This is a genomic window from Salinicola sp. NYA28a, from assembly GCF_976982775.1.
On record NZ_OZ334582.1, the window covers coordinates 2,684,055 to 2,709,768 of the forward strand.

General features: G+C 60.1%; 25 protein-coding genes. 14 read left to right on the forward strand and 11 right to left on the reverse strand.

Features of this window, described 5'->3' with window-relative positions; translation table 11 throughout:
- Positions 1–41: 41 nt before the first annotated feature.
- Positions 42–1,421 (forward strand): IS1380 family transposase, encoded by a 1,380-nt coding sequence (locus ACWHY3_RS12060; RefSeq protein ID WP_448126636.1) that lies wholly within the window; start codon positions 42–44, stop codon positions 1,419–1,421.
- A 265-nt stretch (positions 1,422–1,686) separates the two neighbouring features.
- On the forward strand, positions 1,687–3,024 hold the full coding sequence (locus ACWHY3_RS12065; RefSeq protein ID WP_448126637.1) for a tyrosine-type recombinase/integrase: 1,338 nt from the start codon (positions 1,687–1,689) through the stop codon (positions 3,022–3,024).
- A gap of 282 nt (positions 3,025–3,306) precedes the next feature.
- Here ACWHY3_RS12065 and ACWHY3_RS12070 read toward each other — a convergent pair whose 3' ends face one another.
- The 5 genes from ACWHY3_RS12070 to ACWHY3_RS12090 all read right to left on the reverse strand — a co-directional run bounded on the left by ACWHY3_RS12070 (position 3,307) and on the right by ACWHY3_RS12090 (position 10,065).
- Positions 3,307–3,561, reverse strand: a complete 255-nt coding sequence (locus tag ACWHY3_RS12070) for a hypothetical protein (RefSeq protein WP_087721088.1) — start codon at positions 3,559–3,561, stop codon at positions 3,307–3,309.
- A 182-nt stretch (positions 3,562–3,743) separates the two neighbouring features.
- The gene (locus ACWHY3_RS12075; RefSeq protein WP_286987831.1) at positions 3,744–4,088 is read right to left on the reverse strand and encodes a copper-binding protein; all 345 of its coding nucleotides are present in this window, start codon (positions 4,086–4,088) and stop codon (positions 3,744–3,746) included.
- A 28-nt stretch (positions 4,089–4,116) separates the two neighbouring features.
- Positions 4,117–7,275, reverse strand: a complete 3,159-nt coding sequence (locus ACWHY3_RS12080) for an efflux RND transporter permease subunit (RefSeq protein ID WP_286987832.1) — start codon at positions 7,273–7,275, stop codon at positions 4,117–4,119.
- Positions 7,272–8,816, reverse strand: a complete 1,545-nt coding sequence (locus ACWHY3_RS12085) for an efflux RND transporter periplasmic adaptor subunit (RefSeq protein WP_087720517.1) — start codon at positions 8,814–8,816, stop codon at positions 7,272–7,274. Before ACWHY3_RS12085 ends, ACWHY3_RS12080 begins: the two co-directional genes overlap by 4 nt.
- On the reverse strand, positions 8,809–10,065 hold the full coding sequence (locus ACWHY3_RS12090) for a TolC family protein (protein WP_218777061.1): 1,257 nt from the start codon (positions 10,063–10,065) through the stop codon (positions 8,809–8,811). Before ACWHY3_RS12090 ends, ACWHY3_RS12085 begins: the two co-directional genes overlap by 8 nt.
- 851 nt (positions 10,066–10,916) lie before the next feature.
- Here ACWHY3_RS12090 and ACWHY3_RS12095 point away from each other — a divergent pair.
- Positions 10,917–11,180, forward strand: coding sequence for a Y-family DNA polymerase (locus ACWHY3_RS12095; RefSeq protein WP_256961342.1), 264 nt, complete (start codon positions 10,917–10,919; stop codon positions 11,178–11,180).
- Between the two features lie 32 nt (positions 11,181–11,212).
- Here ACWHY3_RS12095 and merA read toward each other — a convergent pair whose 3' ends face one another.
- Genes merA through merT form a run of 4 tightly spaced genes read right to left on the reverse strand, consistent with a single transcriptional unit; the run spans position 11,213 to position 13,751 of the window.
- Complete coding sequence (merA, locus tag ACWHY3_RS12100; RefSeq protein ID WP_087720518.1) at positions 11,213–12,862, reverse strand: mercury(II) reductase; 1,650 nt, start codon at positions 12,860–12,862, stop codon at positions 11,213–11,215.
- On the reverse strand, positions 12,855–13,106 hold the full coding sequence (gene merF / locus ACWHY3_RS12105; protein WP_143543307.1) for a mercury resistance system transport protein MerF: 252 nt from the start codon (positions 13,104–13,106) through the stop codon (positions 12,855–12,857). The genes merA and merF overlap by 8 nt, the downstream gene beginning before the upstream one ends.
- A 2-nt stretch (positions 13,107–13,108) precedes the next feature.
- On the reverse strand, positions 13,109–13,387 hold the full coding sequence (gene merP / locus ACWHY3_RS12110) for a mercury resistance system periplasmic binding protein MerP (RefSeq protein WP_087720519.1): 279 nt from the start codon (positions 13,385–13,387) through the stop codon (positions 13,109–13,111).
- A gap of 13 nt (positions 13,388–13,400) precedes the next feature.
- Positions 13,401–13,751 carry a mercuric ion transporter MerT gene (gene merT, locus ACWHY3_RS12115; RefSeq protein ID WP_087720520.1) on the reverse strand — a complete coding sequence of 117 codons (351 nt, stop codon included), beginning with the start codon at positions 13,749–13,751 and terminating at the stop codon, positions 13,401–13,403.
- 73 nt (positions 13,752–13,824) lie between these two features.
- Between merT and merR the strand changes: the two genes are divergently transcribed.
- Positions 13,825–14,277 carry an Hg(II)-responsive transcriptional regulator gene (gene merR / locus ACWHY3_RS12120; protein ID WP_087720521.1) on the forward strand — a complete coding sequence of 151 codons (453 nt, stop codon included), beginning with the start codon at positions 13,825–13,827 and terminating at the stop codon, positions 14,275–14,277.
- On the opposite strand, the gene ACWHY3_RS12125 is transcribed toward merR, so the two are convergent.
- Both ACWHY3_RS12125 and ACWHY3_RS12130 read right to left on the reverse strand, forming a co-directional pair.
- Positions 14,246–14,842, reverse strand: coding sequence for a class I SAM-dependent methyltransferase (locus ACWHY3_RS12125; protein ID WP_256961343.1), 597 nt, complete (start codon positions 14,840–14,842; stop codon positions 14,246–14,248). The two genes, merR and ACWHY3_RS12125, sit on opposite strands and share 32 nt — an antisense overlap.
- Positions 14,843–14,914: 72 nt before the next feature.
- Complete coding sequence (locus tag ACWHY3_RS12130; protein WP_087720523.1) at positions 14,915–15,637, reverse strand: cytochrome c biogenesis CcdA family protein; 723 nt, start codon at positions 15,635–15,637, stop codon at positions 14,915–14,917.
- Between the two features lie 248 nt (positions 15,638–15,885).
- Here ACWHY3_RS12130 and ACWHY3_RS12135 point away from each other — a divergent pair, with 248 nt between their 5' ends.
- The 10 genes from ACWHY3_RS12135 to ccmI all read left to right on the forward strand — a co-directional run bounded on the left by ACWHY3_RS12135 (position 15,886) and on the right by ccmI (position 25,678).
- On the forward strand, positions 15,886–16,518 hold the full coding sequence (locus tag ACWHY3_RS12135; protein ID WP_087720524.1) for a peroxiredoxin: 633 nt from the start codon (positions 15,886–15,888) through the stop codon (positions 16,516–16,518).
- Between the two features lie 82 nt (positions 16,519–16,600).
- Entirely contained in the window at positions 16,601–17,008 is a 408-nt protein-coding gene (locus tag ACWHY3_RS12140; protein ID WP_087720525.1) for a heavy metal-responsive transcriptional regulator, read from the forward strand.
- 88 nt (positions 17,009–17,096) lie between these two features.
- The gene (locus ACWHY3_RS12145; RefSeq protein ID WP_087720539.1) at positions 17,097–19,586 is read left to right on the forward strand and encodes a heavy metal translocating P-type ATPase; all 2,490 of its coding nucleotides are present in this window, start codon (positions 17,097–17,099) and stop codon (positions 19,584–19,586) included.
- A 26-nt stretch (positions 19,587–19,612) separates the two neighbouring features.
- Positions 19,613–19,747 carry a hypothetical protein gene (locus tag ACWHY3_RS12150; RefSeq protein WP_023005305.1) on the forward strand — a complete coding sequence of 45 codons (135 nt, stop codon included), beginning with the start codon at positions 19,613–19,615 and terminating at the stop codon, positions 19,745–19,747.
- A gap of 63 nt (positions 19,748–19,810) precedes the next feature.
- Positions 19,811–20,641, forward strand: coding sequence for a thiol:disulfide interchange protein DsbG (gene dsbG / locus ACWHY3_RS12155; protein WP_161629668.1), 831 nt, complete (start codon positions 19,811–19,813; stop codon positions 20,639–20,641).
- A 57-nt stretch (positions 20,642–20,698) separates the two neighbouring features.
- Positions 20,699–21,397, forward strand: coding sequence for a TVP38/TMEM64 family protein (locus tag ACWHY3_RS12160; RefSeq protein WP_087720526.1), 699 nt, complete (start codon positions 20,699–20,701; stop codon positions 21,395–21,397).
- Positions 21,398–21,457: 60 nt separating this feature from the next.
- The gene (locus ACWHY3_RS12165; protein ID WP_448126638.1) at positions 21,458–23,446 is read left to right on the forward strand and encodes a heme lyase CcmF/NrfE family subunit; all 1,989 of its coding nucleotides are present in this window, start codon (positions 21,458–21,460) and stop codon (positions 23,444–23,446) included.
- Complete coding sequence (locus tag ACWHY3_RS12170; protein WP_087720527.1) at positions 23,443–23,967, forward strand: DsbE family thiol:disulfide interchange protein; 525 nt, start codon at positions 23,443–23,445, stop codon at positions 23,965–23,967. Before ACWHY3_RS12165 ends, ACWHY3_RS12170 begins: the two co-directional genes overlap by 4 nt.
- The gene (locus ACWHY3_RS12175) at positions 23,958–24,434 is read left to right on the forward strand and encodes a cytochrome c-type biogenesis protein (RefSeq protein WP_023005049.1); all 477 of its coding nucleotides are present in this window, start codon (positions 23,958–23,960) and stop codon (positions 24,432–24,434) included. The genes ACWHY3_RS12170 and ACWHY3_RS12175 overlap by 10 nt, the downstream gene beginning before the upstream one ends.
- Positions 24,431–25,678, forward strand: a complete 1,248-nt coding sequence (gene ccmI / locus ACWHY3_RS12180) for a c-type cytochrome biogenesis protein CcmI (RefSeq protein WP_087720528.1) — start codon at positions 24,431–24,433, stop codon at positions 25,676–25,678. The genes ACWHY3_RS12175 and ccmI overlap by 4 nt, the downstream gene beginning before the upstream one ends.
- Positions 25,679–25,714: the final 36 nt, after the last annotated feature.

Genomic DNA, 25,714 nt, shown 5'->3' on the forward strand with positions numbered 1-25,714 from the left:
GTGTGTTCCGCCAAGAATCTGAACCAAGAGAGCCATCCGCTATGGGTGAAAGCCTATCCACCTGGACGCCCTCATGCAACGGCGCTGTCCGTGTTGAGCTGAGCGGCCAGCGCACTACCAGCGACAGCGGCGCTCTGCTGTTGCGTGAGGCCCTCGACAACAGCGGCGTGATTGAGGCGCTGGAAGACAATCTGGTCGACTTCCGCAACCCGCTACGCATCCGCCACTCGCTGGCCAGCCAGCTGCGTACCCTGGTGCTGCAACGGGCGATGGGCTGGATCGATCTCAGCGATACCGAAACGCTGCGCCGTGACCCGCTTTGGCAGTTGGCCTGCAGCGATGCACGCGGCATGACGCCCCTGGTCCAGGACCGGCCGTCTCAAGCCACGCTGTCGCGGCTGCTGACCTGCCTCGGGCGCTGCGACAATATCGATGCCGTGCACGAAGGCCTGCTGCGACTGGTGATCTGGCGCCTGACCGCGCTGAAGAACGGCGAGCGCCCCAAGCAGCTGACGCTGGACATCGACGGCCTGCCGATCGAGGTCCACGGCCACCAGGGCGGCTCGGCCTATCATGGCCTGTACGGCGCGCGGATCTATTCACCGCTGGTCGCCTCGCTGGCAGAAACCGGCGACATGGTGGGCGGCCTGCTGCGCGAGGGCAACGCCGGCCCGGCCGAGAACGCCGACACCTGGATCCCGCATCTGGTGCGGCGACTCAACGAGAGCACCGGCGCCCAGGTTCGGGTGCGCATCGACGCCGGTTTCACCGACAACGCGACGCTGGAGGCCCTGGAAGAGTGCGACATCGAGTACCTGGGCCGACTGCGCAGTCACTCCGGCCTGCAGAAACTGGCGGCACCGCACCTGAAGCGGCCACCCGGCCGGCCACCCGAGCAGCCTCGCGAGTGGTGCCACGATCTGGAGTATCAAGCGGGCTCTTGGTCGGCACCGCGTCGCGTGGTGCTGGTGGTGCAGGAACGCCCCGATGACCTGCTGCTGCATGCCTTCTTCCTGGTCACCAACCTCGGCAAGTTCGACTGGCCGCCGGAGAAGGTCCTGGCGCTCTACCGCAAGCGCGGCAGCGCCGAGGCGCACATGGGCGAGGTGAAGTCGGCGCTCGACGTGCACCTCTCGTCGACCGATCGCGGCGCCTCCACCGTTCAGGACGTGATGGCACGCAACGAGGTGAGCCTGCTGCTCAGCCTCTACGCCTACCAGGTCCTGCATGGCCTGCGCTGCCTGCTGGAGCGGCAGACCCGGCAAGGCTGGAGCCTCAGCCGGATGCGCGAGCAGGTGCTGAAGGTCGCCGCCACGCTGAGACTGCACGCTCGGCGAATCACCGTTCATCTGGGTGCCGCCGCCGACAAGTGGTGGCCGACGCTGCTGAAGGGGCTGCCGAAGCTGACCGCACTGAGCTGACGCTTCTGCGAGACCACCACAGCATCAGAAAGCGAGCGACCGGAGCGGCGGGCGGCGATCACGGCTGCTTGGACGGTCGCCATTGATTCCAAAGAGCTATAAGGAAGCGGGGAAATTTCAGCGTTTTGGCATTACTCAACAGCTATTCGCGCTGAAGAAGCCGATCCTGATAAGCGATGCCACCAGTCAGTACCTTCAGACCGCTCAATCAGCACCCTCGTGAATGAGGCGGGATTACAGTTTTCTCCTGAGAACTGGTCTTTGGTTGAAACGTGAGCAACCCGACACTGCAGCGCCCATCGATTGGAGCATGTCTACTTGCGCTGCCTTCATTGCCGCTGTTGATCGGATGACTGTCGGGGAATGGGCTTTGAAATCAGCGAAGGGAACAAACTTCAAAGGACTTGGACAGCCCATCGCTGCCAACTCAAAGCGCAGTTTTTTGCATGCATTGCGACGCTTTTTTACAGACTTTGAGCTGTGGGGCTGGGGACGTTTAAAGTTCAGTCCAAGATATCACCTGGCCACGCCAAGATCCGTAACATTCAACTCCGGCATTAACCCACGCGTTATTGATGATTCGACATGGCTCAAGCTTATTTGGGCAAGCCTCAATCTCGAACGTAATGATCTGCTTTCTGAGATTCATTACCCCCTATCGATGGTGCAAGCCCTTGCCGTGATATGGACTCACGCAGGTTTGCGCAGTAATGAAATTATGCGACTGGACAAAGAATGCGCACATTTCCAAACCAATGATGTGGTACACGAGGATGGGACTATCACTCCAGCAGGGTCCTTATGCTACCTCGATATTCCTGCCAGCAAAACATTCAAGCCCTTCGTCAAGCCCGTAGCGATAGCCGTAAAGAAATACATCGATGCTTGGCTGAAAGATAGACCTATCAACCAGGCCGCATTATTTGATGAGCGAACCGGGAGAAAAGTTAGCTATCTATTCCAGTTTCGAGGCAAACGCATAGGTTCCGGTGTTATCAATGGCACCATCATTCCTATATTGTGTGCCAAGGCAGGTGTACCTTTAGAAGACAGTCGCGGGCGAATCACAAGCCATAGGGGGCGTGCTTCCGCAGTGACGGCGCTTGCCAGCGTTCCTCAAGGCATGTCGCTGATAGAGTTGATGCAGTGGTCAGGACATAGCTCACCGAATTCGACTTTACATTATATTCGAGTTCGGCCTACCAAGCTGGCAGCATCATTTATCAAAGCTGATCAAATGGCCAATATGGTCTCCATCCTGATCGACCATGATGTAATTGCTCGCCATTCAGATGAGCCCTACACCTTCTATGACCTGGGTGACTCGTATTGTTCAAACCCTTTCTGGAGCAGCTGCCCACATCGCATGGCCTGTGCAGGTTGTGACTTTAACTTGCCAAAAGCCAGTGCAAGAGCCCAAGCCCTTGAAAGCAAGTCGTCTATCGGAAGATATTTAGAGGCAGTGCCTTTGACTCCCGACGAACGAGCTATTGCCGAGGGTGATCTGGAAAAATTGAAAGGTCTTATTCACAAGCTCGACAATGTGCCCACTCTGGACGGCAGAACACCAATTGAGATCGGGATCAAGAACCAAGGAAATTGAGATCTATCTTGCCCTTGTGCGCAAAACTGCATCCAGACTCAGGTTGGAAAATCAGCCCGCATGCATAGTTTGATACAGAATAGTGTCACCATGGCCCTGAAGATGCCACTCTGCGTTCGCAATACAAAGACTTTTTAAACCAGTTGAACAAATATATTTAAAATGTCGCGCTTATGACATTTCAGTCAATAATACTGATATAAAATATTTACTTTTACGAGCATTCACTCGACTTGAAGGCCGGCTTCTATTATATAAAAGCCGGCCCATACCTAATACTACTTAGCAGCCTTCCTCCATTTTATCCTGCATCATCATATGACGGCATTTTTTCATCTGAGGCATCATGCCATTGTTATGCATCATGCTTTCATGCTGCATTGCGTTTGAGTTTGACTGCTCATGGGTAGCCATTGATTGCATCATTGCCTCGGATTGTCCGGTACGGCTGGTATCCGTCAAGGCAAATGCCATCGATACTGAAGCTAGACCTGCAAATGTAATACCAGTAGCGAGCAAGGTTTTTACTTTACGCATTTGTATAATCCTCGAAATTTTCAATAGTGAACGTGACTTTTTCGTTTATTCAGGTTGCTGAGCGATACGCAGATATCGTGTTTTGGTTTTAGGGGCTTTCGGAAGCCGCTCTAACGATAACTTTGAAGTTGACTTTAAGGTCAAGATATAATTATCAGGCTGCCACAACCTAAAGCCACGCTTCAGTTCTTGCTCAGTTCTGTCACGACATGGTCAGCGCCCTGCAGTCCGAAATGAACCTTGTCGCCTACATTAATACCTTCCAATAGCGTCGGATCAGCCACCTTGAAGGCCATCTGCATCGCTGGCCAGTTGAGTGCCTCGATGGGGCCGTGGGCCAGGGTAATCTTCTGCGACTGTGGGTCGATAGCCTTGACCACGCCATCGCCCTCAACGGCTTTGGTCTGGTTCTGCCCCGATGATGACTTCATGTCCATATTCTGTATTTCCGCTGCCATGACAGGTAGTGTCTGGGTGGCCAGCACCAGCGTGGCAGCGGTCAGCAATGGACGAATCAGCTTATTCATGGGTAAATCCTCATAAGATGTGGAACGGTTAATCTTGTGTTGCATGATGAGAAATGGCGGCTCGATGACGCGGGGTACGCATCAGGCGATACACGATGGGCACCAGAAGCATTGAAACGAATGGGGCGGTAATCATCCCTCCGACCATTGGCGTGGCAATGCGGCTCATGACTTCCGATCCGGTACCGCTGCCTACCATGATCGGGATAAGTCCGGCGAGAATAACGGCTACAGTCATCGCTTTGGGACGTACGCGCAGTACTGCCCCTTCCTGAATAGCGGCATCGAGCGTCTGCGGCTCAAGAGTGCCATCTGCCGCGCGATAGCGTTCAATGGCCTGCTTGAGATAAAGCAGCATCACGACACTGAACTCGGCCGAGACGCCGGCCAATGCAATGAATCCTACCCCTGTGGCAATCGACATGTTGTAGCCGAGCAGATAAAGCAGCCACACCCCGCCAACCAGCGCGAAAGGCAGCGTGCTCATCAGCAGCACAGCTTCACCGATCCTGCGAAATGTCAGGTAAAACAGTACGAAGATAATTAACAGTGTGGCCGGTACGACGAGCTTGAGCCGCGCATTGGCACGTTGCATATATTCGAACTGGCCCGAGTAAGCGATCGAGGTACCGGGTGCGAGTTTGACCTGCTGACCGACCACCTCTTGCAGATCGGCGACTACCGAGCCGAGATCACGGTCGCGTACGTCGACATACACCAGCGTGGTCAGGCGTGCGTTCTCGCTCTTCAACATCGGCGGGCCTTCGCTCAGGCTGATATTCGCCACGCTATCGAGAGTGATCTGCGCGCCGCTGGCGGTAAGAATCGGTAGCTGGCGCATCTCTTCGAGCGAATCTCGCACGGCGCGTGGATAGCGCACGTTGATCGGATAGCGGGCCAGCCCTTCGACTGATTCGGCGATGTTCTTGCCACCGATCGCTGAGGAAATGATTGCCTGCACATCATTGATATTGAGCCCGTAGCGCGCCGCTGCTGCTCGGTCGATATTAATATCGACGTAGCGCCCGCCCTTGAGGCGCTCAGCCAGGGCCGAGGTCACCCCGGGCACCTTCTTCGCTGCCTGTTCGACCTGCTGGGCAATACGGTCAAGTTGAGTAATGTCGGTACCTGAAACCTTGACCCCAATCGGGCTTTTGATACCGGTGGCAAGCATGTCGATGCGGTTACGAATCGGCGGCACCCACACGTTGGTCAGGCCCGGTACCTGCACAATGCGATCAAGCTCCTCAACCAGCTTGTCAGGCGTCATACCAGGCCGCCACTCGTCACGTGGTTTAAAACGAATCGTTGTCTCGAACATGGTCAGGGGCGCCGGATCAGTAGCCGTTTCGGCGCGGCCGGCCTTGCCGAACACGCTTTCCACTTCAGGCACGGTCTTGATCAGGCGGTCGGTCTGCTGCAGCAATTGCGATGCCTTGCCCACCGATAGCCCCGGCAGGGCAGAGGGCATGTAGAGCAGGTCGCCTTCATCGAGTGGTGGCATGAATTCGCTGCCCAACCGATTGATGGGCCAGGCCGCGCTTGCCAACAACACCAGCGCCAGAAAGATCGTGGTTTTGGGGCGACGCAGCGTGACGTTGAGCAGCGGCCGGTATAACCAGATCAGCAGCCGGTTGAGCGGGTTGCGGTTCTCATCGGGAATTCGGCCGCGAATCCAGTAGCCCATCAATACCGGGATGAGGGTAATCGACAGGCCTGCCGCACCGGCCATGGCATAGGTCTTGGTGAATGCCAGCGGCCCGAACAGGCGACCTTCCTGAGCCTGCAGCGTGAACACCGGAATGAATGACAGCGTGATGATCAGCAGGCTGAAGAAGAGGGCTGGCCCTACTTCGGCAGCGGCATCGCCGATGACCGCCCAGCGGCGTTCTCCCTTGAGCACCTGCCCCGGATTGGCATGGTGCCAGGCCTCGAGCTTCTTGTGGGCGTTCTCGATCATGACCACGGCAGCATCGACCATTGCGCCAATGGCAATGGCCAGACCGCCCAGCGACATGATGTTGGCATTGATGCCCTGCCACTGCATGATCATAAAGGCAACCAGCAGACCCAGCGGCAGCGACAGGATCGCGACGAAAGCCGAGCGCAGATGCCAGAGAAACAATACACACACCAGCGCGACGACGATGAACTCTTCGATCAGCTTGTGGCTCAGGTTCTCGACAGCGTTCTCGATCAGCTGGCTGCGATCATAGGTGGGCACAATTTCGACGCCTTCGGGCAGGCTGCCCTTTAGCGTGGCTAGTCTGTCCTTGACCGCCTCTATCGTCGCCAGCGCATTGCCGCCGGAGCGCAGTACCACCACGCCGCCCACCACTTCGCCTTCGCCGTTGAGCTCGGCAATGCCGCGACGCATCTCGGGCCCGAGCTGAATCCTCGCCACGTCACCCAGCGTGACCGGGACGCCCTCGGCACTGGCCCTGAGCGGAATGTGCTGGAAGTCCTCAAGCGACTCGAGGTAGCCGGACGCCCGCACCATGTACTCGGTTTCGGCAAGTTCAAGCACCGAGCCGCCGGTTTCCTGGTTGGCATTCTGAATGGCCGAGATGACCTGACGCTGTGTAATGCCATAAGCGGCCAGTTTCGCTGGGTCAAGCACCACCTGGTACTGCTTGACCATACCGCCGATGGTAGCGACTTCGGCAACGCCGGGCAGACTCTTGAGCTCATATTTCAGGAACCAGTCCTGCAGGCTACGCAACTGGGACAGATCGTGCTGGCCGCTGCGATCAACCAGTGCGTATTCATACACCCAGCCCACGCCGGTCGCATCAGGGCCCAGCACTGGCGTGACATCATTGGGTAGCTGGCCCTGGGCCTGGCTCAGATACTCGAGCACCCGCGAACGCGCCCAGTAAAGGTCGGTATCGTCGTCGAACAGCACGTAGACATAGGAATCGCCGAAGAACGAATAGCCGCGTACCGTTTTGACCCCCGGAACCGACAACATCATGGTCGAAAGCGGGTAGGTCACCTGCTCTTCGACCAGCTGTGGCGCCTGACCGGGATAGGGGGTACGGACGATGACCTGCACATCGGACAGGTCCGGCAGTGCATCGAGCGGCATATTCTTGACCGAGACCACGCCGGCAACGGCGATGAATACAGTTGCCAGCAGCACCAGAAAGCGGTTGCCGATTGACCAGCGAATCACGCGTGCAATCATTGTGCGCCTCCGCTTTGCTGCAGCTGATCGATAACGTAACCGCTATCACCTTCGCGCATCGTGAAGGTCACGGTGTCGCCGACCTCAATATCTTCCGTCAATCCTGGGTCGGCCAGTTCGAATGGCATCGTCATCGCTGGCCAATCGAGCGCCGGGATGGGCTCATGCGACAGGGTAATCTGCGTGGCAGACAAGTCCTCGACACGTCCGCGGCTTTCAATCGACGCACTGCTGGCCTCTTCAGCCGACATGCTGCTCTGGGCGTCCATATTCATGTTGCCCATGGCTTCCGCGTTGCCAGTGCCCGCACTCTCTGTATCACCGAGACGATCGAGTGCACCGGCCAGACTGGCCTCGGAGTCGATCAGGAACTGACCCGATGCCACGACGCGCTGGCCTTCCTGCAGCCCATCGCGTATCTCGGTCTGCTGACCGGACTGTCTTCCCAGGGTAACGGTTACCGGCGTGAAGCCACCCTCACCGTCAGCGACGAGCACATAGTCGCGTTGACTGCCGTGCAGCACGGCCTCACTGGGTACGGTCAGTACGCTTTCTGCGGTGCTTTCAAGCTGGACACGCGCAAACATGCCGGGACGCAGGCGCAGCTCGGGGTTGGGCAGCGCGATGCGCACCTGCAGCGTACGGCTGGACGGATCATTTGTGGGCAGCACGGCAATCACCTGACCCTCGAACGTCTCGCCAGGATAGGCGGTCAACCGCGCTGTGGCAGACTGACCGACGCGGACCCGGCCGGCCTGGACTTCAGGCACAGCGGCTTCGAGCCAGACGGTGTCCAGCCCGTTGATCACTGCCAGTGGCGCACCTTTCTCCAACGCCATTCCTGCCCGGACATCGAGACGCTGCACGGTGCCGCCAATCGGCGCATGCATCGTGATGACGGGTTGGGCCCGGCGGTTTTTTTCGACACGCTCGATCAAGGCTGACGGCATTCCCATCAGTATCAGCCGTTGACGCGTAGCATTAATCAGAGTGCGATCATGGGTATTGAGCACAGCCAGATACTCTTCCAGCGCACCGCCCCAGGCGGGGATAAGCAGATCGGCCAGGGGCGCGCCCTGCTTGATCACATCACCCGGCGCAAGATCGTAGCTGCGCTCGACGAATCCTGAGCTGCGCGTCTGGACGATCGCTACATCGCGGTCGTTGAACTGCACGTTGGCGGCAGCCTCGATAGCGCTGGTGAGCGCGGTACGGGTAACCTGGACGGTGCGTACGCCAAGGTTCTGTACCACCCCCGGATTGATCCTGACGGCAGCATCTGTATTACCAGCTTCGTCGGCATACTTGGGTACCAGTGCCATATCCATGAACGGGGATTGCCCCGGCTGGTCGAAGTGCTGATCCGGCACCATCGGGTCATACCAGTACAACACCTCGCGCTGTTCACTCTGGTCCTGCGCTTTTTTGGATGCAGGCTCAGTCCCTGATGTATCCCGATGAATCAGCCAGGAGGTGATGCCCACGTTAGCAGCGGTCACGGTAACCAACAGGGCAGCCACTTTAAGCGTATTCTTATTCATTCATGGGCTCCCCATAGGAAAAGTGAAGCTGCATCGCGATCAGATCGCGCTGTTGTTTGAGATCAATGATGCGCAGGCGTTGGTCGATCAGTTCGCGGCGTGCGGCCAGGATGGCGTCGAGAGTGCTCTGGCCGTTTTTGTAGGCGGCGTACTGCAGCTCGACTTTCTGATTGGCGAGATCAAGCCAGGTGGTTTGCGCTCGATTGAGCTGTTGGGATAGTGCGGCGTAGTCGGCCAGCTGATGGTCCAGCTCACTCATTTGCTCACGCAGCAATGCATCGTATTCGAACTGAAGGCGTTCCACGGTGTGCTGACGGGCACGAATTGTCGGGTCCTGACGGCTGCCGGAGAACAGCGGCAGATCAAACGACACCTGTGCCGAGACCATGTCGCCGTAGCGTTCATCACGATGCTGGTAGGCCAGTTCAACGCCCCAGTCAGGACGCTTTTCGGCCTTCGCTTCAGCGAGTCTGGCCTCGGCAATGCGAGTCTGAGCACTCAAGGCAAGTACTTCGGGATAGCGTTTCAGACGTGTGCGCAGGGCTTCCGGCGCAATGGCAAAAGAAGGCGGTGTCCCTTCAAGCGGCTCATCGGCCGCATCGCCCACATAGCGGCGAAGCTCGGCGATGGCTGCGATCCGCTCGCTTTCCAGAGCGTCACGTCGGTCGGCAAGTTCGGCCACGGCTTGTCTGGCAAGCACACTGTCAGTCAGCGGGGCGCTGCCTGATGCGATCTGAGCCTGAACGGTAGTCGTGAGAAGGCGGTTTTCTTGGTCGAGTTCATCAAGCTGTTCAAGCTTGCGTTCCAGGTAGTAGCGCTTGAACCAGGCCTGCGCCGTATGGTGATGCACCATGAGATGCACCACAGAACGCAATGCCTGGGCATTTCCCAACTCGGCCTCGGCAATGGTCTTGCGGGCATGACGCTTGGCGCCATTGGGTATGGACTGCGATAAACCGATGCGCTGCATCGTCATCATGCTATCTGTCAGGCTGCCCCTGTCGGGGCCGGAAACGGGATAGTTGGTGACACCAAGACTTAGTCTGGGGTCAGGCAGTGCATCGGCAGGCTCAATCAATTCACGAGCGCTGGCGATACCAGACATGCTGGCAGCCAGTTCGGGGGCGTTTTGTACGCCTATTGCAAGGGCATCATTAAAGCTTAGTGATGAGGCATGAACGCCTCCGGCCATGCCCAGCCAGCCATTCATTAGCCAGCCAAACAGGACATGATATCTGTGAAGATACATGCTCTAACTCCAGATTTTTCAACGCACAGTCGTGCTTAACCTCGCAGTCGATAGAAGCTGCGAAAGTTGAATCTCAGTAGGGAGTCAGCTCAAACGAGGAGGGCGCCATAAGCCGTCGGTAGAACGGAAAACGGCAGGCGGGTCATACAGCAGAGGGGAAACGCGAACGGGATGTAAGGTATAGATGGATAAATTCGAGTTGGAGATATATAGCGCCATGCCGACAACACAGTCCTGCATTGGCGGGCATTTATCGCTCGAGTCGGGTTGTGATGCGAAATTTTGTGCCATCACATCACAATCCTGCTGGTCAGGTGCATCATGCATCATGAATGTTCCTGGCATCATCTCGCACTGCTCACCAACACCTGACGACGCCAACCCAAGGGCTGGAATCGATAGTGTCAATATCGCAATGAGAATAAGCCTGATGAACATCATGAGATGAAGCAGGTCCTGTGCAAAATTTACCCAGCCTTCATGATAAATACACAGAGACAAGAAAAGCCAGCATATTTTTCGCCATCTTCTTCGGTCTGTAATTAGACGTGCAATAGAGCATCCTGAAACAGGAAGTTGTCACACCACTGGCGAAGGCCCCCGGGACCTCTGTTTCCAAAAACCTATCGCTCAGTCATATCTCCATTAGGTATGAAAGCAGAAAATCCAAAGAATGCTGGTGCTCGAAAGCTGTAACGGCCAGCCTTGGCGGGCTCCTGCTCAGTGAACAGGGAAAGCATTGCTGCCATGACTTCTCAGACAGAACCTGACAAGCGACGCTGTATTTTATTGAGTAAAAGGACGAAACGGTTCGTATCCCTCTTGATTTTCCATTCCACATAAACGGCGACATGAGCGCCCGGGTGCGCGAGGTCCTCGAGGAGTTCTCCGCCGGCGTCGAGCCCTACTCCATCGACGAAATGTTCGTGAGATTCGACGGCTTCGACACGGCCACCACCCAGGCCCTGGCGCGCACGCTCTACCGCAACGTGCGCCAGTTCACCGGCATCCCCGTCTGCGTGGGCGTGGCGCCCACCCGCACCCTGGCCTTATCCGTAGAACATCAAACCTGGCTGAAAGCTCAATCAAGTCTGTTTCCTGACTTGTGCAAGTAGTGATATTCAATAGAACCTCAAGCTCAGCCTGTTCACCCCGCACAGCATGACAACTGCTTCACATCCTTGGTGAAGGTCTGGGCACAGAGCTTGAGGCCTTCCACCATGGTCAGGTAGGGAAACAGCTCATCACCGATGGCCTGTACGGTCATGCGTGCCCGCAGTGCCATCACCGCCGTCTGGATCAGCTCACCAGCTTCTCCCGCCACCGCCTGCACCCCCAGCAACCGCCCTGAGTCGCGTTCGGCCACCATCTTGATGAAACCACCGGTGTCGAAATTCACTAGCGCTCGTGGCACGTTCTCCAGGTCGAGCACGCGGGTCTCCACGCTGAAGCCCTGCTTGAGTGCCTCGGCTTCCGTCAGGCCGACGGTAGCCACCTGGGGGTCGGTGAAGATCACCGCCGGCATGGCGCTGAGATCCAGGGTGGCGTCGCCTTCCGTCATGTTGACGGCGGCCTGACTACCGCCAGCAGCGGCGACATAGACATACTCCGGCTGATCGGTGCAGTCACCGGCGGCATAGAGTCCCGGCACCGTGGTTTGCAGATGCTCATCCACCAGAATCACGCCACGCGCGGTTTCCACGCCGAGGCTCGCCAGGTTCAACGCCTCAGTGTTGGGTATCCGTCCGGTGGCCACCAGCAGTTGATCCGCCCGCAAGGTGCCGGCGTTGGTGTCGACAATGAATTCATTGTCGGTGTAGTCCACGCGGCTCGCCTGGGTCTGCTTGAGCACCTCGATGCCCTCACGGCGAAACGCCACCTCCACCGCGTCCCCCACGGCTGGGTCCTCTTGGGAGAGCAGGCGACTGCGGGCCAGTAGGGTGATCCGGCTGCCCAGCCGGGCGAAGGCCTGGGCCAGTTCCAGGGCCACCACCGAGGCGCCGATGACGATCAGCCGCTCAGGTAGGGTGTCCAGGGCCAGCGCACTGGTGGATGTCAAGTACGGAGTGTCAGCCAGGCCCGGGACTGGCGGTTCTGCGGGACGGGCGCCGGTGCCGATGAAGGCGCGATCGAAGCGGATGGTCTGCTCGCCGCCCTCATCCAGCCTGACCGCCAGGTGATGGGCATCGACGAACCGGGCCTCCCCCTTCATGACCGTAATGGCCGGGTGGTCGCGCAGAATCCCCTCGTACTTGGTATCACGCAGTTCCTCGACACGCCGTTGCTGTTGTTCGAGCAGCTTCGCCCGATCCACTACCGGCGCCTGGGCGCTCAGGCCCGCATCGAAGGGACTTGCCGTGCGCAAGTGGGCAATAAGCGCGGCGCGAATCATGATCTTCGAGGGCACACAGCCGGTGTTGACGCAGGTGCCACCGAGGGTACCGCGTTCGATCAGGGTAATGTGGGCGCCGCGTTCGGCGGCCTTCAGGGCCGCCGCCATGGCGGCGCCGCCGCTGCCGATGACCGCGATGTGCGGGGCGTCTGCATCGCGGCCCTTGGAAACCGATGCGTCTGCCGGAGAAGGTATCCCACTGTTGGCCAGTCGGGCCTGGTAGCCAAGTCGGGTCACGGCGAACGTCAACGCCGAGGCCGGTGTACCCGGATCAACGGCTACCGATGCCGTCCCCCGCGGATAGGATACCTCGACCGACTGCACGCCGGGCAGTTTCTCCAGGGCTTCCCTGACATGGTTCGCACAGCTGTCACAGGTCATGCCACTCACGTTGAGTTCAATCATCACGCTTCTCCGAGGCTTCATGGGTGCGGCAGGCGTCCTGCTTTCGCTTGCGGTGTCGAGCGTAGAGAGGTAAGCCGATGACGATGGCTAGGGCCAGGGCAGCGAAAAGCACGTAGTCGAGATAGCCTGTCAGCGCGGCCAGGCCCGCCGTGCCGAACAGAATCAGGACTATTGGCACGACGCAACACAACACCATCAGCACGCTGCCAAGCACGACGTTTGAAAATTTCTTCGGACCTTTCACGCTTATTCCTTCACCGTCGAGGGATAACCTGCATTGGCCGTGGCCTGGAGCAGGGCCTCAACCGTGGTCTTGGCATCGTCGAAGGTGACCACGGCCTCACGATCCGGGTAGCTCACGTCGATTTGCGAGACGCCGTCCACCTTGTTGAGTGCGGCCTTGACGGTGATCGGGCAGGCGGCGCAGGTCATGCCCGGTACCGAGAGCGTCACGGTCTGCAGGGCCGCCATGGCGGGCGAGCTGAGCAGCGCGAGTAGCGCGATGAGGGCGATACGAGTTTTCATGGGGAACCTCCTCTCAATAGAACCAGGGCAATGTGTAGGGAAAGACCAGCGCGATCAGTACCAGCAGCGACACGAGCCAGAAGATCACTTTGTAGGCCACACGGACTCGGGGCACAGCGCACACATCCCCCGGCTGGCACTGTTCCGCTGGCCGGAAGATCCTGCGCCAGGCGAAGAACATCGCCACCAGTGCCACACCGATGAAGAGGGGGCGGTAGGGTTCCAGGGCCGTCAGGTTGCCGATCCAGGCGCCGGAAATCCCCAGCATGATCAGCACCAGCGGGCCGAGGCAGCAGATCGAGGCAAGGAGGGCCGCAAGCCCTCCGGCAGCCAGGGGCCCTCGCCCCGTTTTCGATTTCCGCATGGACGCTTCTCCTTTCAGGACATGAGGTACTGCGATAAGGTTACTTCCGTAGTTGAATACGGAGTCAAGCGTCATGAAGAGACAGGCAGATAGAGTAGCGGGCACCATGACCATTGGTGGCCTGGCCAAGGCGGTTGGCGTCAATGTCGAGACCATCCGGTATTATCAGCGCCGCGGGCTACTCCCAGAGCCCGAACGTCCTGCCGGCAGTATTCGCCGCTATGGCACAGCCGACGTGGCGCGGCTGACCTTCGTCAAAACCGGCCAACGGCTGGGCTTCAGCCTGGACGAGATCACTGAGCTGTTGCGATTGGAGGATGGCACTCATTGCCAAGAGGCCAGCACACTGGCCGAGCATAAACTGCGGGATGTACGTGGGAAGATCGCCAGCCTCCAGCGTATCGAGCGGACACTGGCCCACCTGGTACATGCGTGTCATGAGCAGGAAGGGAGTATTACCTGCCCACTGATCGCCTCATTACACGAGGGCTTGATCAGCGGGGAACAGCAGCCCCCCAGAAATTGAAACCGGCAAACCTCGGGACCTTCGAAAGATAGCCCGTCTCCATCCGCTGGATGCCGAAGCCGGCGTGCTCGATGAGCTCGGGTATGTCGCGGTTGAGATGGCAGCCCCCCGCCACCTTGCACCACAGGGGGTTGACGCGGTCCTGCCACTGTCGCACGGCCTCGTCGGGTGCCGTGCCGTGCTCGCAGAACAACAACTGGCTACCCGGCTTGAGGACGCGACGCATCTGCTCGAGCGCGCGGTGCCAGTCCGGAATCGTGCACAGGGTGTAGGTGAGCACCACGGTATCGACACTGTTGTCGTCGAGAGGGATCTCCTCTCCCGGTAGGTCCAGCCAGCGCACCTCGAACGGCGCGCGGGTGACGTTGCGGCGCGCCTTGCGGCGCATGCCCTCGGAGGGTTCGAGCCCCCAGACCAGTTCGACCCGGCGCGGATCGTAGTGGGGAAGGTTGAGTCCGGACCCCATGCCCACCTCTAGGACTCGGCCCCGTGCCTGCGGCACCACGGCCGCCCGCTGGCGCTCGACCACTTCGTGGCCACACGCCAGGTGGAGGAGGTGTGGCAAAACGTGATTCTCGTAGAAGGACATCAGGAACCGCCTTCAGTGTGGTTGTCGCATGACTGATATACGGCCGGGCTACCCCAGTGTCGCCAGCGAGGGAAACAAGTCGACCATGATGCTGGAGAGCCGCGTCATGGTGCCCGAGACGATAGCGATGCCCATCAGGATCACGATCGTGCCGGCGATCGGGCGAGCATAGGCACTCCACCTGCCCAGACTTTGCCGATGCAGGGCGATTCGATTGATCAGCAGGGTACTGGCGAGAAAGGGCAGCGCCAGGCCCGCCGAGTAGGCGCTGAGATAGATCATGCCGGCCTGGGCACTGGCGGCGCTGGAGGTGGCCATCAGGATGGCGCCCAGGATGGGGCCGATACAGGGCGTCCAGCCGATGGCGAAGGAGACCCCGAACACCGTCGCCGACAGCGGGGAGCCACCCTGGACGTTCGGTGTGAACTGAAGGGTGCGCTGGAACAGCGGCAACCGGAACACACCGGTCATGAACAGGCCCAGCACGATCACCGCCGAGCCGGCGACCCAGTTGAATTCCTGGCGATACCCCCGCATCAGTTGGCCGATACCACTGGCGCCGAGTCCCAACAGGATGAACACGATGCTGAAGCCGAAGACGAAGAAGGCACTGAGGATCAATGCCTCCAGGCGTCTATCGGCCTTGCCGGCACTACCACCCGTGACCACCGACAGGTAGGCCGGTAGCAGCGGCAGCGTGCAGGGCGAGAAGAAGGACACCAACCCGCCGGCGAAGGCGCCGATCAAGCCAATAGAAGAGAGAGATTCCAAGGCGTTACGCTTCCTGGGGGCAAGGTGCTCGATGCGAAGCAGCCTAGGGCCAGCCGCCTACTTCGGACATGGTTCGGCGAAAGATTCTAAAGGTTGCATCTACTGCAAGGTCAACCATGGATACATATCTTCCGATATAACGCAAAAGAATATGCTCCTTTCCTCGAAAGCCCTTGACCTTGAAGTTGACTTTAAGGATATCGTGCGTAGTGCATCATCTAACACTTGCCAGAGATAAGGAAAGCGAGATGACCCTACAGCTAGGGGAGATAGCTCCCGATTTCACGGTCGAATCCACCGAAGGCACGCTTGGCTTTCATCAGTGGCTGGGCAAGGACTGGGCCGTGCTGTTCTCGCACCCCGCCGATTATACGCCAGTCTGCACCACGGAACTGGGCGCGTTTGCCAGGCGCAAGGACGAGTTCGCCGCGCGTGGCGTCAAGCTGGTGGGGGTGTCGGTTGATCCCCTCGCTTCCCACCACGACTGGGCGGGGGATATTGAGCAGACCCAGGGCGCGGCCCTGAACTACCCCCTGCTGGCGGACGCGGACCAGGTGGTGGCGCAGTTATATGGAATGATCCACCCGAAAGCCGACCCCAAGGTGACGGTGCGTACCGTCTTCATCATCGATTCCGACAAGAAAATCCGCCTGACCTTGACCTATCCGCCCAGCACCGGGCGTAACGTCGACGAGCTCCTGCGGGTCATCGACTCGCTCCAGCTAACCGACAAGCACAAGGTGGCCACGCCTGTCGACTGGCAAAATGGTGACGATGTCATCATCTTGCCGTCGCTCTCGGATGACGACGCAAGACAACACTTCCCCGAGGGTTGGGACGCCAAGACGTCCTACCTGCGAGTCGTGCGCCAACCGGACTAATCGGCACCACGGCCGCGAATCAGGCCGCCTGTCCCAGGCGGCCTGTTGGAAGCTCCGATTCACAGTGTCGTGAGGTGAAGCTATGCAAACACTCAGTATCGGCGAGCTTGCCGAACGCAGCGGGGTCGCCAGCCAGGCGATTCGTTTCTACGAGAAAGAGAAACTCATGCCCGCCCCCCAGCGGACGGACGCCAATTATCGTCGTTATCCCCTGGATGCCGTGGCCAGGCTGCAATTCATCGTCCATGCCAAGCAGTGGGGCTTCACGCTCGAGGAAATCCGTGAGCTGTTGATCCTCCAGGATGCCAACGGCGACCGGGCGCAGGCCAAGCGCATCGCCGGAGAGAAACTGCACAAGATCCGCGAGCAAATTCGACATCTCTCGCGGATCGAGGCCGTGTTGTCGAAGACACTCGACGAATGTGCGGGCGAAGGGCCGATGCAGGAAGGCTGCCCGATCGTCGAGGCCATCGCCGAGAAGGCCGAATGATCGACATCGTCGCCCCCGGCAGCGTAACGCAGGGTATCCAACGCTCGCACGCCGAGCCGTCGATAAATCGAGTAGGGAGAGCACAATGATGGCGGAAAGCGTCGATATCGAGATTCGCGGCATGTCCTGTGCCTCCTGTGTCGGGCGCGTGGAGCGGGCCCTCGGCCAGCAGCCGGGCGTCATCGACGCTCAGGTGAACCTGGCCACGCAGAAGGCCGCGATCCAGATAGAGGGAAGCACCACGACTGCCAACCTGGTCGATGTCATCGAAACGGCGGGTTATCAACCGGTAGTGGAGAGCCTCGACATTCCCGTCACCGGCATGAGCTGCGGATCCTGCGTCTCGCGGATAGAGCGAGCGCTCGGCAAGCTACCCGGCATGGTGGAGGTGAGCGTCAATCTTGCCACCCAGAAGGCCTCTGTCCGTTTCCTGCCGGGGACCGTATCGCGGTCGCGCATTCAGCATGCCATCCGCGAGGCGGGCTATGAACCGCAGGATGTCGGTACGCCGCAACAGGCGGACAGCAAGGACCGGGAGAGAGCCCAGCTTCGCCACCGAGTCGTGCTTGCTGCAGTGCTCACAATCCCGGTGGCCATCATCGCCATGGGCAAGATGATCCCGGCGCTGGAGGCGCTGTTATCGAGTCTGATGCCGCATCGCGGCTGGATGGGCGTCGAGTGGCTGCTGACCACCCCCGTGCAGTTCTATGCCGGGGCACGCTTCTATCGTGCCGGCTACGCCGAACTCCGACACGCCAACCCAGGCATGAATAGCCTGGTCATGATCGGCTCGAGCGCCGCCTACTTCTATTCGGTCGCCGCCCTGCTGGCGCCCGGGTTCTTCCCCTCCGGTACCGCCGTGAGCTACTTCGAGGCGGCAGCCGTGATCGTGACGCTGATCCTGTTGGGACGCTACTTCGAGCACATCGCCAAAGGCCGCACCTCCGAGGCGATCAAGAAGCTCCTGCAGTTACAGGCGAAAACCGCCCGCGTCATTCGCGACGGTGAAGCGATCGAGGTGCCGATCGAGGCCGTCGTGCCCGGCGATCGCATACTGGCCCGCCCGGGGGAGCGTATCCCAGTGGATGGCATCGTTGAAGAAGGCCATTCCTACGTCGACGAGTCGATGATCAGCGGTGAACCGGTGCCGGTTGCCAAGCAGCAGGATGCCGAAGTCGTCGGCGGCACCATCAACAAGAACGGCGCGCTTACCTTCCGCGCCACTCGGGTCGGTGCCGACACCGTGCTGTCGCAGATCGTCAAGATGGTGGAATCGGCCCAGGCCGAGAAGCCCCCGATCCAGCAGCTGGCCGACAAGATCGCCGGGGTGTTCGTGCCCGCGGTCATCGTCATCGCCCTGATCACCTTCGGGGTGTGGTTCGCCTTCGGGCCAGCGCCGGCCCTGTCCTTCGCCTTCGTCACCACGGTGAGCGTGCTGCTGATCGCTTGCCCCTGCGCGATGGGCCTGGCCACCCCGACCGCGATCATGGTCAGTACCGGCAAGGGCGCCGAGATGGGAGTGTTGTTCCGCAAGGGCGCGGCGCTCGAGACGCTGGCCAAGATGGATACCGTCGTGCTCGACAAGACCGGCACCCTGACTCAGGGTCGCCCCGAGCTGACCGATTTCGAGGTGATCGAGGGGAACGAGAGCGAAGTGCTCCAACTGGTCGCGGCTGTGGAAGCCCACAGCGAGCACCCCATCGCCGAGGCCATCGTGCGCGGCGCCCAGACGCGTGGACTCGAGCTGCCGGCCGTCAGTCATTTCAGCGCCGAACCGGGCTACGGCATCGAGGCCGAGGTCGCCGGCCACCGGCTTCATGTGGGGGCCGATCGCTATATGCATCGGCTGGGGATCGAGCTCGGCCAGGCGGAAGCATGCGCCAAGGCGTTTGCCGAGGACGCCAAGAGCCCCCTCTATGCCGCGGTGGACGGCCGGCTCGCCGCGGTCATCGCGGTGTCCGATCCGCTCAAGGAAGGCTCGATCGAGGCCATCACGGCGCTCGAGGCGCTGGGGCTGGAAGTGGCCATGCTCACCGGCGACAACCGCGCCACCGCCGAGGCCATCGCCAGACAGGTCGGCATCCAGCGGATTCTCTCCGAGGTGTTGCCGGACCAGAAAGCGGACGAGATCAAGCGACTACAGGCCGTGGGCGGCAAGGTCGCGTTCGTGGGCGACGGCATCAACGATGCCCCGGCGTTGGCGCAGGCCGACGTGGGCATCGCCATCGGTACCGGGACGGATATCGCCATCGAGGCCGGCGACGTAGTGCTGATGCGTGGCGACCTGAGGGGAATCGTCAATGCCGTGGCGCTCTCCAAGCGTACCCATCGGACCATCATCGGGAATTTCGTCTGGGCCTATGGCTACAACGTGGCGCTGATCCCCGTGGCGGCGGGCGTGCTCTATCCGTTCATCGGCGTATTGCTCAACCCTATGCTGGCGGCTGCCGCCATGAGTGTCTCCAGCGTCTTCGTGTTGACCAACTCGTTGCGGCTACGCCGCTTCACGCCGGATATCGATGACGCTTCGCCGGTGACGAGCGGTGAACCCCAGGCGGTTCGGGCCCACCAAGTCTGAGTAGCAAAATTTAATAGGAGACCAAGATGATGGGAAGCGAAGCATGCACGTGGGGGATGGCGGGGATGGGGCTCATTTCCATCCTGCTGATTATTGCGTTGGTGCTTGGCGTCGCCGCGCTCGCCAAGTATCTGTTCTTCGGAAAGAAGCGTGATAGCTGACAACCAATCGCTACGACAGGTTCGATTCCCCGGGTTGATCAGAGAGCGATGAAGAGGCCGTTCATGAAGAAAATCATCTACTCCACTTATTGCCTTGCTGTTGTAGGGCTGTTCGGTCTCATTACGCTCCCCGCTCTGGCGGAGGAAACGGGGGGCGATTCTCTTGAAGGCCACCAGGCCATTAGTACAGCCGATACTGGAACACCCCTACCCGCATCGATTACGGCATTATTGGATCAAGGACTCAAATTCCACGGAACCTTTAATGCCCCGGGAGATATACAAGGTTATGCCTTGTCCTATGATAATGAGCCCGTGGCGGCTTATATTCCCTCCACTTCCGACCACGCCATCATCGGTACCTTAATTGATCCTCAGGGCAACGCTGTAATGGAAAATCAACTTCAAGCTCTGGTGCTGGAACCGATGCTGGAAGCTACCTGGAGCGCGTTCGAGGACACTCGCTTTATTCCGGAAGGACCTGATAGTGCGTCACATATCGTGTATACGCTGACCGACCCCAATTGTCCCTACTGCAATGCGCTGTGGAAGAGCTCACGGTCTCTAATCGATCAAGGTGAGCTTCAGCTTCGTCATGTGCTGGTCGGCGTTCTGTCAGAGGACAGTCTCCGCAAGGCGGCCGCGATCCTTGAGTCGAATGACCCAACCAAAGCCCTCGAAACCCATGAATTGAACTTCCGCAATGGCGGCATCAGTCCGGTGGTGCCGTCGGAGGAGAGTCGAGCGCTTCTTAGGCGGCATGCCCAGCTCATGCGCGAGGCCGGCGCCACGGGAACGCCGACCAGCTATTACCGCGATGAAGAAGGTAATGTGCAGCGCATCAATGGTGCGGTGTCGACCGACCGGCTTCGCAACATATTGGGTGTCGAATGACACGCCATAACGGCACAGGGGTGACATGAGATGTCATCTCACACAACTGAGATGAGTATGGCAAGCACGCTCGGTGTAAAGCACAGGCTCATATTGGGAGCTTCTGTGCTGATTGGCTTGGTGACCCTCTATTGGATCCTGATGGAGACCGGTGCCTTATCGACGCTCACCAATAAGCAGGCTCTGCGTGAGTGGGTTGGCCAGTTGGGGGGCTGGGGGCCATTGACCATTATCGCCATGATGATAGCGGCCATTGTCATGAGCCCGATACCCAGTGGGCCGATCGCCATGGTGGCCGGTGCGATCTACGGCCCTCTATGGGGGACGGCGTATGTGGTCATCGGTGCCGAGGCCGGCGCGTTGCTCGCCTTCGGCATCGCCCGCCTGCTCGGCTATGAGGTGATCCATCGCTGGTCGCGTACTCGTCCCATCCTCGACTGGCTGGGCAGAGAACGCTCTCAAACCGGGTTGATGCTCGTCGTATTCGCATCGCGATTGGTGCCATTCATTTCGTTCGATGCCGTCAGCTACGCGGCGGGCCTGACACCGCTGGCCTTCTGGCGTTTCTTGATTGCCACGCTGGCCGGGGTGGTTCCGACGGCGTACTTGATCGTCATGTTCGGCGAAGTCCTGATTACCGCCGACTCCCGTGGCCTCACGGTCGCGCTGATCCTCGCGAGTGGGGTCACGCTCCTGCCGCTCCTGGCGAGAGTTGTGTGGACTCGGCATCGAAAGCGACGGACTAGCTCGAATTGACGGGCTGCCGAAGCCGATCGCCTCGCCCCAAGAAATCACGCGACTCAAGACGGAATCCCTATGCTCGTCAGAATCATTCCTGAACTCGGTCTCTTCGCGCTGATCATGGCGCTGGGCCTGGCGTTTATACAGGCGCTGGCTCCGTTAGCGGGCGTCACGCTCCGCCGCCCACTCTGGATGGCCTTCGCCGAGCCCATGGCATGGGGGCAGTTCGCCTTCTTGCTGGTGGCCTATGCCAGCCTGACCGCGAGCTTCCTGCTCGACGATTTCAGCGTGTCCTATGTGGCCAACAACTCCAACTCGATGCTGCCGTGGTATTACAAGCTCACGGCGGTGTGGGGGGGGCACGAAGGCTCGGTGCTGCTATGGAGCCTGATCCTCAGCGGCTGGGGCTTCGCCGTCAGCCTGTTCTCGCGCAACCTGCCGCGTGACATGCTGGCCCGTGTCTTGGGGGTCATGGGCATGGTCAGCACCGGATTCTTGCTGTTCATCCTGATCACCTCGAGCCCTTTTGAACGTCTGCTGCCGGGAGTGCCTCAGGACGGCGCCGATCTCAACCCGCTGCTACAGGACGTCGGGCTGATCTTCCATCCCCCCATGCTCTATATGGGCTATGTGGGCTTCTCGGTAGCTTTCGCCTTTGCCATCGCTGCCTTGCTGGGAGGACGGCTCGATGCCGCCTGGACACGCTGGGTGCGGCCCTGGACCAATATTGCTTGGGCCTTCCTCACCATGGGCATCGCGCTGGGTAGTTGGTGGGCCTACTACGAGCTGGGGTGGGGCGGCTGGTGGTTTTGGGACCCGGTGGAGAACGCCTCGTTCCTGCCCTGGCTGACCGGGACGGCGCTCATCCATTCGCTGGCAGTCACGGAAAAGCGTGGCACCTTCAAGAGTTGGACCGCCCTGCTGGCGATCTTTACCTTTTCGCTGTCGCTGCTGGGCACCTTCCTGGTGCGCTCCGGGGTGCTGACGTCGGTGCATGCCTTCGCCAATGACCCGTCACGGGGCATCTTCATTCTGGCACTGCTGGGGTTCACGGTGGGCGCTTCCTTGCTGATCTTTGCCCTGCGTGCGCCGCGGATGAGCGGCAATGTGGGCTTCGGCTGGTTGTCTCGTGATGCGCTGTTGCTGATCAATAATATCCTCTTGGTCGTCATGACCGTGACCGTTTTGCTGGGCACGGTCTATCCGCTGATTCTCGATGCCCTGGGGCTGGGCAAGATCAGCGTCGGCCCACCGTACTTCAATACGCTATTCGTGCCGCTGACCGTGCTGCTGTGCGCCTTCATGGGGCTAGGCCCCGTGGCGCGCTGGAAGCAGATGGCGGGGCGCGAGTTGATGCGCCGACTACTTTGGTCCGGCATCGCCGCGCTGATCATGGCGGCGGCGGTTCCGTTCATCTACGGCGGAGAATGGAACGCCGCCGTGGCGCTGGGGCTGGTCATGGCCCTGTGGGTCGTGCTGGCGTTGATGCGTGACCTGTTCGACAAGACCCGCCATGCCTCCTCACCCCTGGCCGGCTTGCGCAAGCTGTCGCTGGCGCATTGGGGCATGGTAGTCGGCCATCTGGGCATGGCCATCACCATCGTGGGCGTGGCCATGGTGTCGAACTATGCCATCGAGCGTAACGTACGTCTTGCCGTGGGGGAGCGTGTCGAGATAGGCGGCTACAGCTTCACCATGACCGACCTGAGCGAGCGCCGCGGTCCCAATTTCCTGGCCGATACGGCAACCCTTGAGGTGGCACGTGATGGCCAGCATGTCACCACCCTACGGCCCGAGAAGCGATTGTATATTGCCCGCGGTCAGCCCATGACCGACGTCGCCCTTCGCCCTGGGCTGCTGCAGGACATTTACGTGGCGCTGGGCGAAGACTTGGGTGACGGTGCCTGGGCCATGCGAATCCAGATCAAGCCGTTCGTACGCTGGCTCTGGCTGGGGGCGTTGTTGATGGCCACTGGCGGTCTGCTGGCGGTGGCGGACCGTCGCTATCGGCGTCAGCGCTCAGTGGCAGCTGACTCCACTCTCCTCCGTGAGGTCCATACATGAAACGGCGACTGTTACTGCTTTTCCCCTTGCTGGTTTTCCTGGGACTGGGTTTCTTTCTCTATCGCGGCTTGGCCATGGATCCCAGTGCCCGTGATTCGGCACTGCTGGCCCAGCAGTTTCCGGCCTTTACCCTCTCGACACTGGAGGATCCCGATGCCCGGGTCGATGAGTCCCTACTGCTTGAGCAGGTCACGCTGGTCAATGTCTGGGCCGAATGGTGCCCGACCTGCAAGGAGGAAATGCCCCAGCTGCTGACACTCGCTGAGCGCGGCGTGCGCTTGGTCGGCATCAACTACAAGGACACCCGCGTCAAGGGGCGGGAGTTTCTCGACGAGTTCGGCGACCCCTTCGAAGTCAATATCTTCGATCCGGATGGCGATCTGGGGTTCGAGCTCGGCGTCTACGGTGTGCCGGAGACCTTCCTCGTCGATGCCGAGGGCATCATTCGCTATAAGCACACGGGCTATATCACTCCCGAGGATGTCGAACGTGTCGTGCAGGAGGTGGGCAAATGGCGTTGATGACCCGGGCCGGCCTGCTGTTGCTCTTGTTGATAACGTCGGTCCCTGTGCTGGCGGATTCGGCTATCGAGGTGCGTGACTTCGAGAGGCCAGTAATGGCCGAGCGCTATCGTGATCTTACTGCCTCATTGCGCTGCCCCAAATGCGATGCCCAGGCCATCGACAGCTCGGATTCCCCGGTGGCTGCCGACATGCGCGAACGCGTTGCAGATTTGTTACGCGAAGGGCGATCCGATAAAGAAATCCTCGATTACATGGTCGCACGCTTCGGCGAATTCGTGCTTTATAACCCGCGACTCGACGAGCGTACCTGGCTGCTATGGGGATTGCCGTTCGTGCTGGTGATGATCGGGGGGTTTATCGTGGCGGTCTTCGTCCGCAAACGAAAGCATGCCCAGGTTCGAGCGCTCAGCGCCGAGGAGCGCGAGTACCTCAATGCCCTGTTTAACCGCGAGGGGAGCGAATGAATCTGCTCTGGTTGGGCATCGCCCTGTTACTGTTGCCTGCCCTGTGGCTCGTGATCCTGCCGCTGAGACGGACCCGCCCGCTGCACGATGCTCAGCAGGCCTTCGAAACCAAGCAGCGCACCGATGCCCAGAACGTGGCGGTCTATCGTCAGCGCCTGGCCTCGCTGGAAACGGCCCATGCACGCGGCGAGCTCGACACCGCGCGAGTCGAGGAGGGTCGGCTGGAGCTCGAACGCAGCCTGCTCGAGGATACCCAGGTACGCCGACGCACACCGCTCAAATCCCCCCAGGCCGGACGGTTGTTGGTGCCGCTGGTGATGGTGGCGTTGGTGGTGGCCAGTCTGCTCTGGTATCAACGGGAAGGCGCCGAGGGCGATCTGGCACTGTATGCCGTGCATCAGGAGGTGCGCAACTCGCCTGACGGCTCGCTGGCGATGCTGATCGAGCGGCTCGAGGAGCAGGCCAAGCGACAGCCGGACAATCCCAAGGTGTGGATGTCGCTGTTTCCGCTGTACCGGGACAGCAATCGGGGACGTGATGCCATCGCCGCGCTTGAGCGCCTGATTGAGCTGGAGGGTCGACAGCCTTCCCTGCTGGCGCAATTGGCACAGATCCAATTCTTCGTCGCCAATCGCTCGATGACCGAGGAGGTCCAGGCACTGGTCGACGAGACCCTAGACAAGGATCCGCGTCAGCCGACGGTGCTCGGCATGCTGGGCATCCATGCCTTCGATCGCGCCCGCTATGAAGAGGCTATCGATTACTGGCGACGCGCGATCGCCGGCTTCGACGACCCCGGCTCGGCGGAAGCGCTGCGGGAGGGCATTGCCGTGGCACAACAGCGCCTGGACGCCTCGTCCGACCAGGTCGATGCCCATCAAGCCGCGCAGGACGGCGCGTCGCTCGCGGTCAGGGTCGGCCTCGCCGAAGCGCTCCGCGAGTGGGCCGCACCGGACGACACGGTGTTCGTCGTCGCCCGCGACGTGGCCGGCGAACTGCCGCCGCTGGCCATCGAGCGGGCCACGGTCGCCGACCTACCGCTCGAGGTGACACTCGACGACGACGATGCCATGGCGCCCCAAGCACGGCTCTCCCAGGTTGCCGAGCTGCGCCTGACGGTGCGCGTCTCCGCGTCGGGCGAGGCCACCCCGCAGCCAGGCGACCTGATCGGCGAGGCGGGGCCGGTGACACTCGGCGAGGCCGACTCGCCGATCGACGTCACCATCGATCGCGTCGTCGAGTAATGCAGACCTATCGCAACTTAATCCGGCAACATCCAT

Excerpts from the sequence above, each read along its gene's own strand:
- ACWHY3_RS12060 (WP_448126636.1), top strand. The coding sequence starts at position 42 with ATGGGTGAAAGCCTATCCACCTGGACGCCCTCATGCAACGGCGCTGTC.
- ACWHY3_RS12070 (WP_087721088.1), bottom strand. The coding sequence starts at position 3,561 with ATGCGTAAAGTAAAAACCTTGCTCGCTACTGGTATTACATTTGCAGGT.
- ACWHY3_RS12075 (WP_286987831.1), bottom strand. The coding sequence starts at position 4,088 with ATGAATAAGCTGATTCGTCCATTGCTGACCGCTGCCACGCTGGTGCTG.
- ACWHY3_RS12080 (WP_286987832.1), bottom strand. The coding sequence starts at position 7,275 with ATGATTGCACGCGTGATTCGCTGGTCAATCGGCAACCGCTTTCTGGTG.
- ACWHY3_RS12085 (WP_087720517.1), bottom strand. The coding sequence starts at position 8,816 with ATGAATAAGAATACGCTTAAAGTGGCTGCCCTGTTGGTTACCGTGACC.
- ACWHY3_RS12090 (WP_218777061.1), bottom strand. The coding sequence starts at position 10,065 with ATGTATCTTCACAGATATCATGTCCTGTTTGGCTGGCTAATGAATGGC.
- ACWHY3_RS12095 (WP_256961342.1), top strand. The coding sequence starts at position 10,917 with ATGAGCGCCCGGGTGCGCGAGGTCCTCGAGGAGTTCTCCGCCGGCGTC.
- merA (WP_087720518.1), bottom strand. The coding sequence starts at position 12,862 with ATGATTGAACTCAACGTGAGTGGCATGACCTGTGACAGCTGTGCGAAC.
- merP (WP_087720519.1), bottom strand. The coding sequence starts at position 13,387 with ATGAAAACTCGTATCGCCCTCATCGCGCTACTCGCGCTGCTCAGCTCG.
- merT (WP_087720520.1), bottom strand. The coding sequence starts at position 13,751 with ATGCGGAAATCGAAAACGGGGCGAGGGCCCCTGGCTGCCGGAGGGCTT.
- merR (WP_087720521.1), top strand. The coding sequence starts at position 13,825 with ATGAAGAGACAGGCAGATAGAGTAGCGGGCACCATGACCATTGGTGGC.
- ACWHY3_RS12135 (WP_087720524.1), top strand. The coding sequence starts at position 15,886 with ATGACCCTACAGCTAGGGGAGATAGCTCCCGATTTCACGGTCGAATCC.
- ACWHY3_RS12140 (WP_087720525.1), top strand. The coding sequence starts at position 16,601 with ATGCAAACACTCAGTATCGGCGAGCTTGCCGAACGCAGCGGGGTCGCC.
- ACWHY3_RS12145 (WP_087720539.1), top strand. The coding sequence starts at position 17,097 with ATGGCGGAAAGCGTCGATATCGAGATTCGCGGCATGTCCTGTGCCTCC.
- ACWHY3_RS12150 (WP_023005305.1), top strand. The coding sequence starts at position 19,613 with ATGATGGGAAGCGAAGCATGCACGTGGGGGATGGCGGGGATGGGGCTC.
- dsbG (WP_161629668.1), top strand. The coding sequence starts at position 19,811 with ATGAAGAAAATCATCTACTCCACTTATTGCCTTGCTGTTGTAGGGCTG.
- ACWHY3_RS12160 (WP_087720526.1), top strand. The coding sequence starts at position 20,699 with ATGGCAAGCACGCTCGGTGTAAAGCACAGGCTCATATTGGGAGCTTCT.
- ACWHY3_RS12165 (WP_448126638.1), top strand. The coding sequence starts at position 21,458 with ATGCTCGTCAGAATCATTCCTGAACTCGGTCTCTTCGCGCTGATCATG.
- ACWHY3_RS12170 (WP_087720527.1), top strand. The coding sequence starts at position 23,443 with ATGAAACGGCGACTGTTACTGCTTTTCCCCTTGCTGGTTTTCCTGGGA.
- ACWHY3_RS12175 (WP_023005049.1), top strand. The coding sequence starts at position 23,958 with ATGGCGTTGATGACCCGGGCCGGCCTGCTGTTGCTCTTGTTGATAACG.
- ccmI (WP_087720528.1), top strand. The coding sequence starts at position 24,431 with ATGAATCTGCTCTGGTTGGGCATCGCCCTGTTACTGTTGCCTGCCCTG.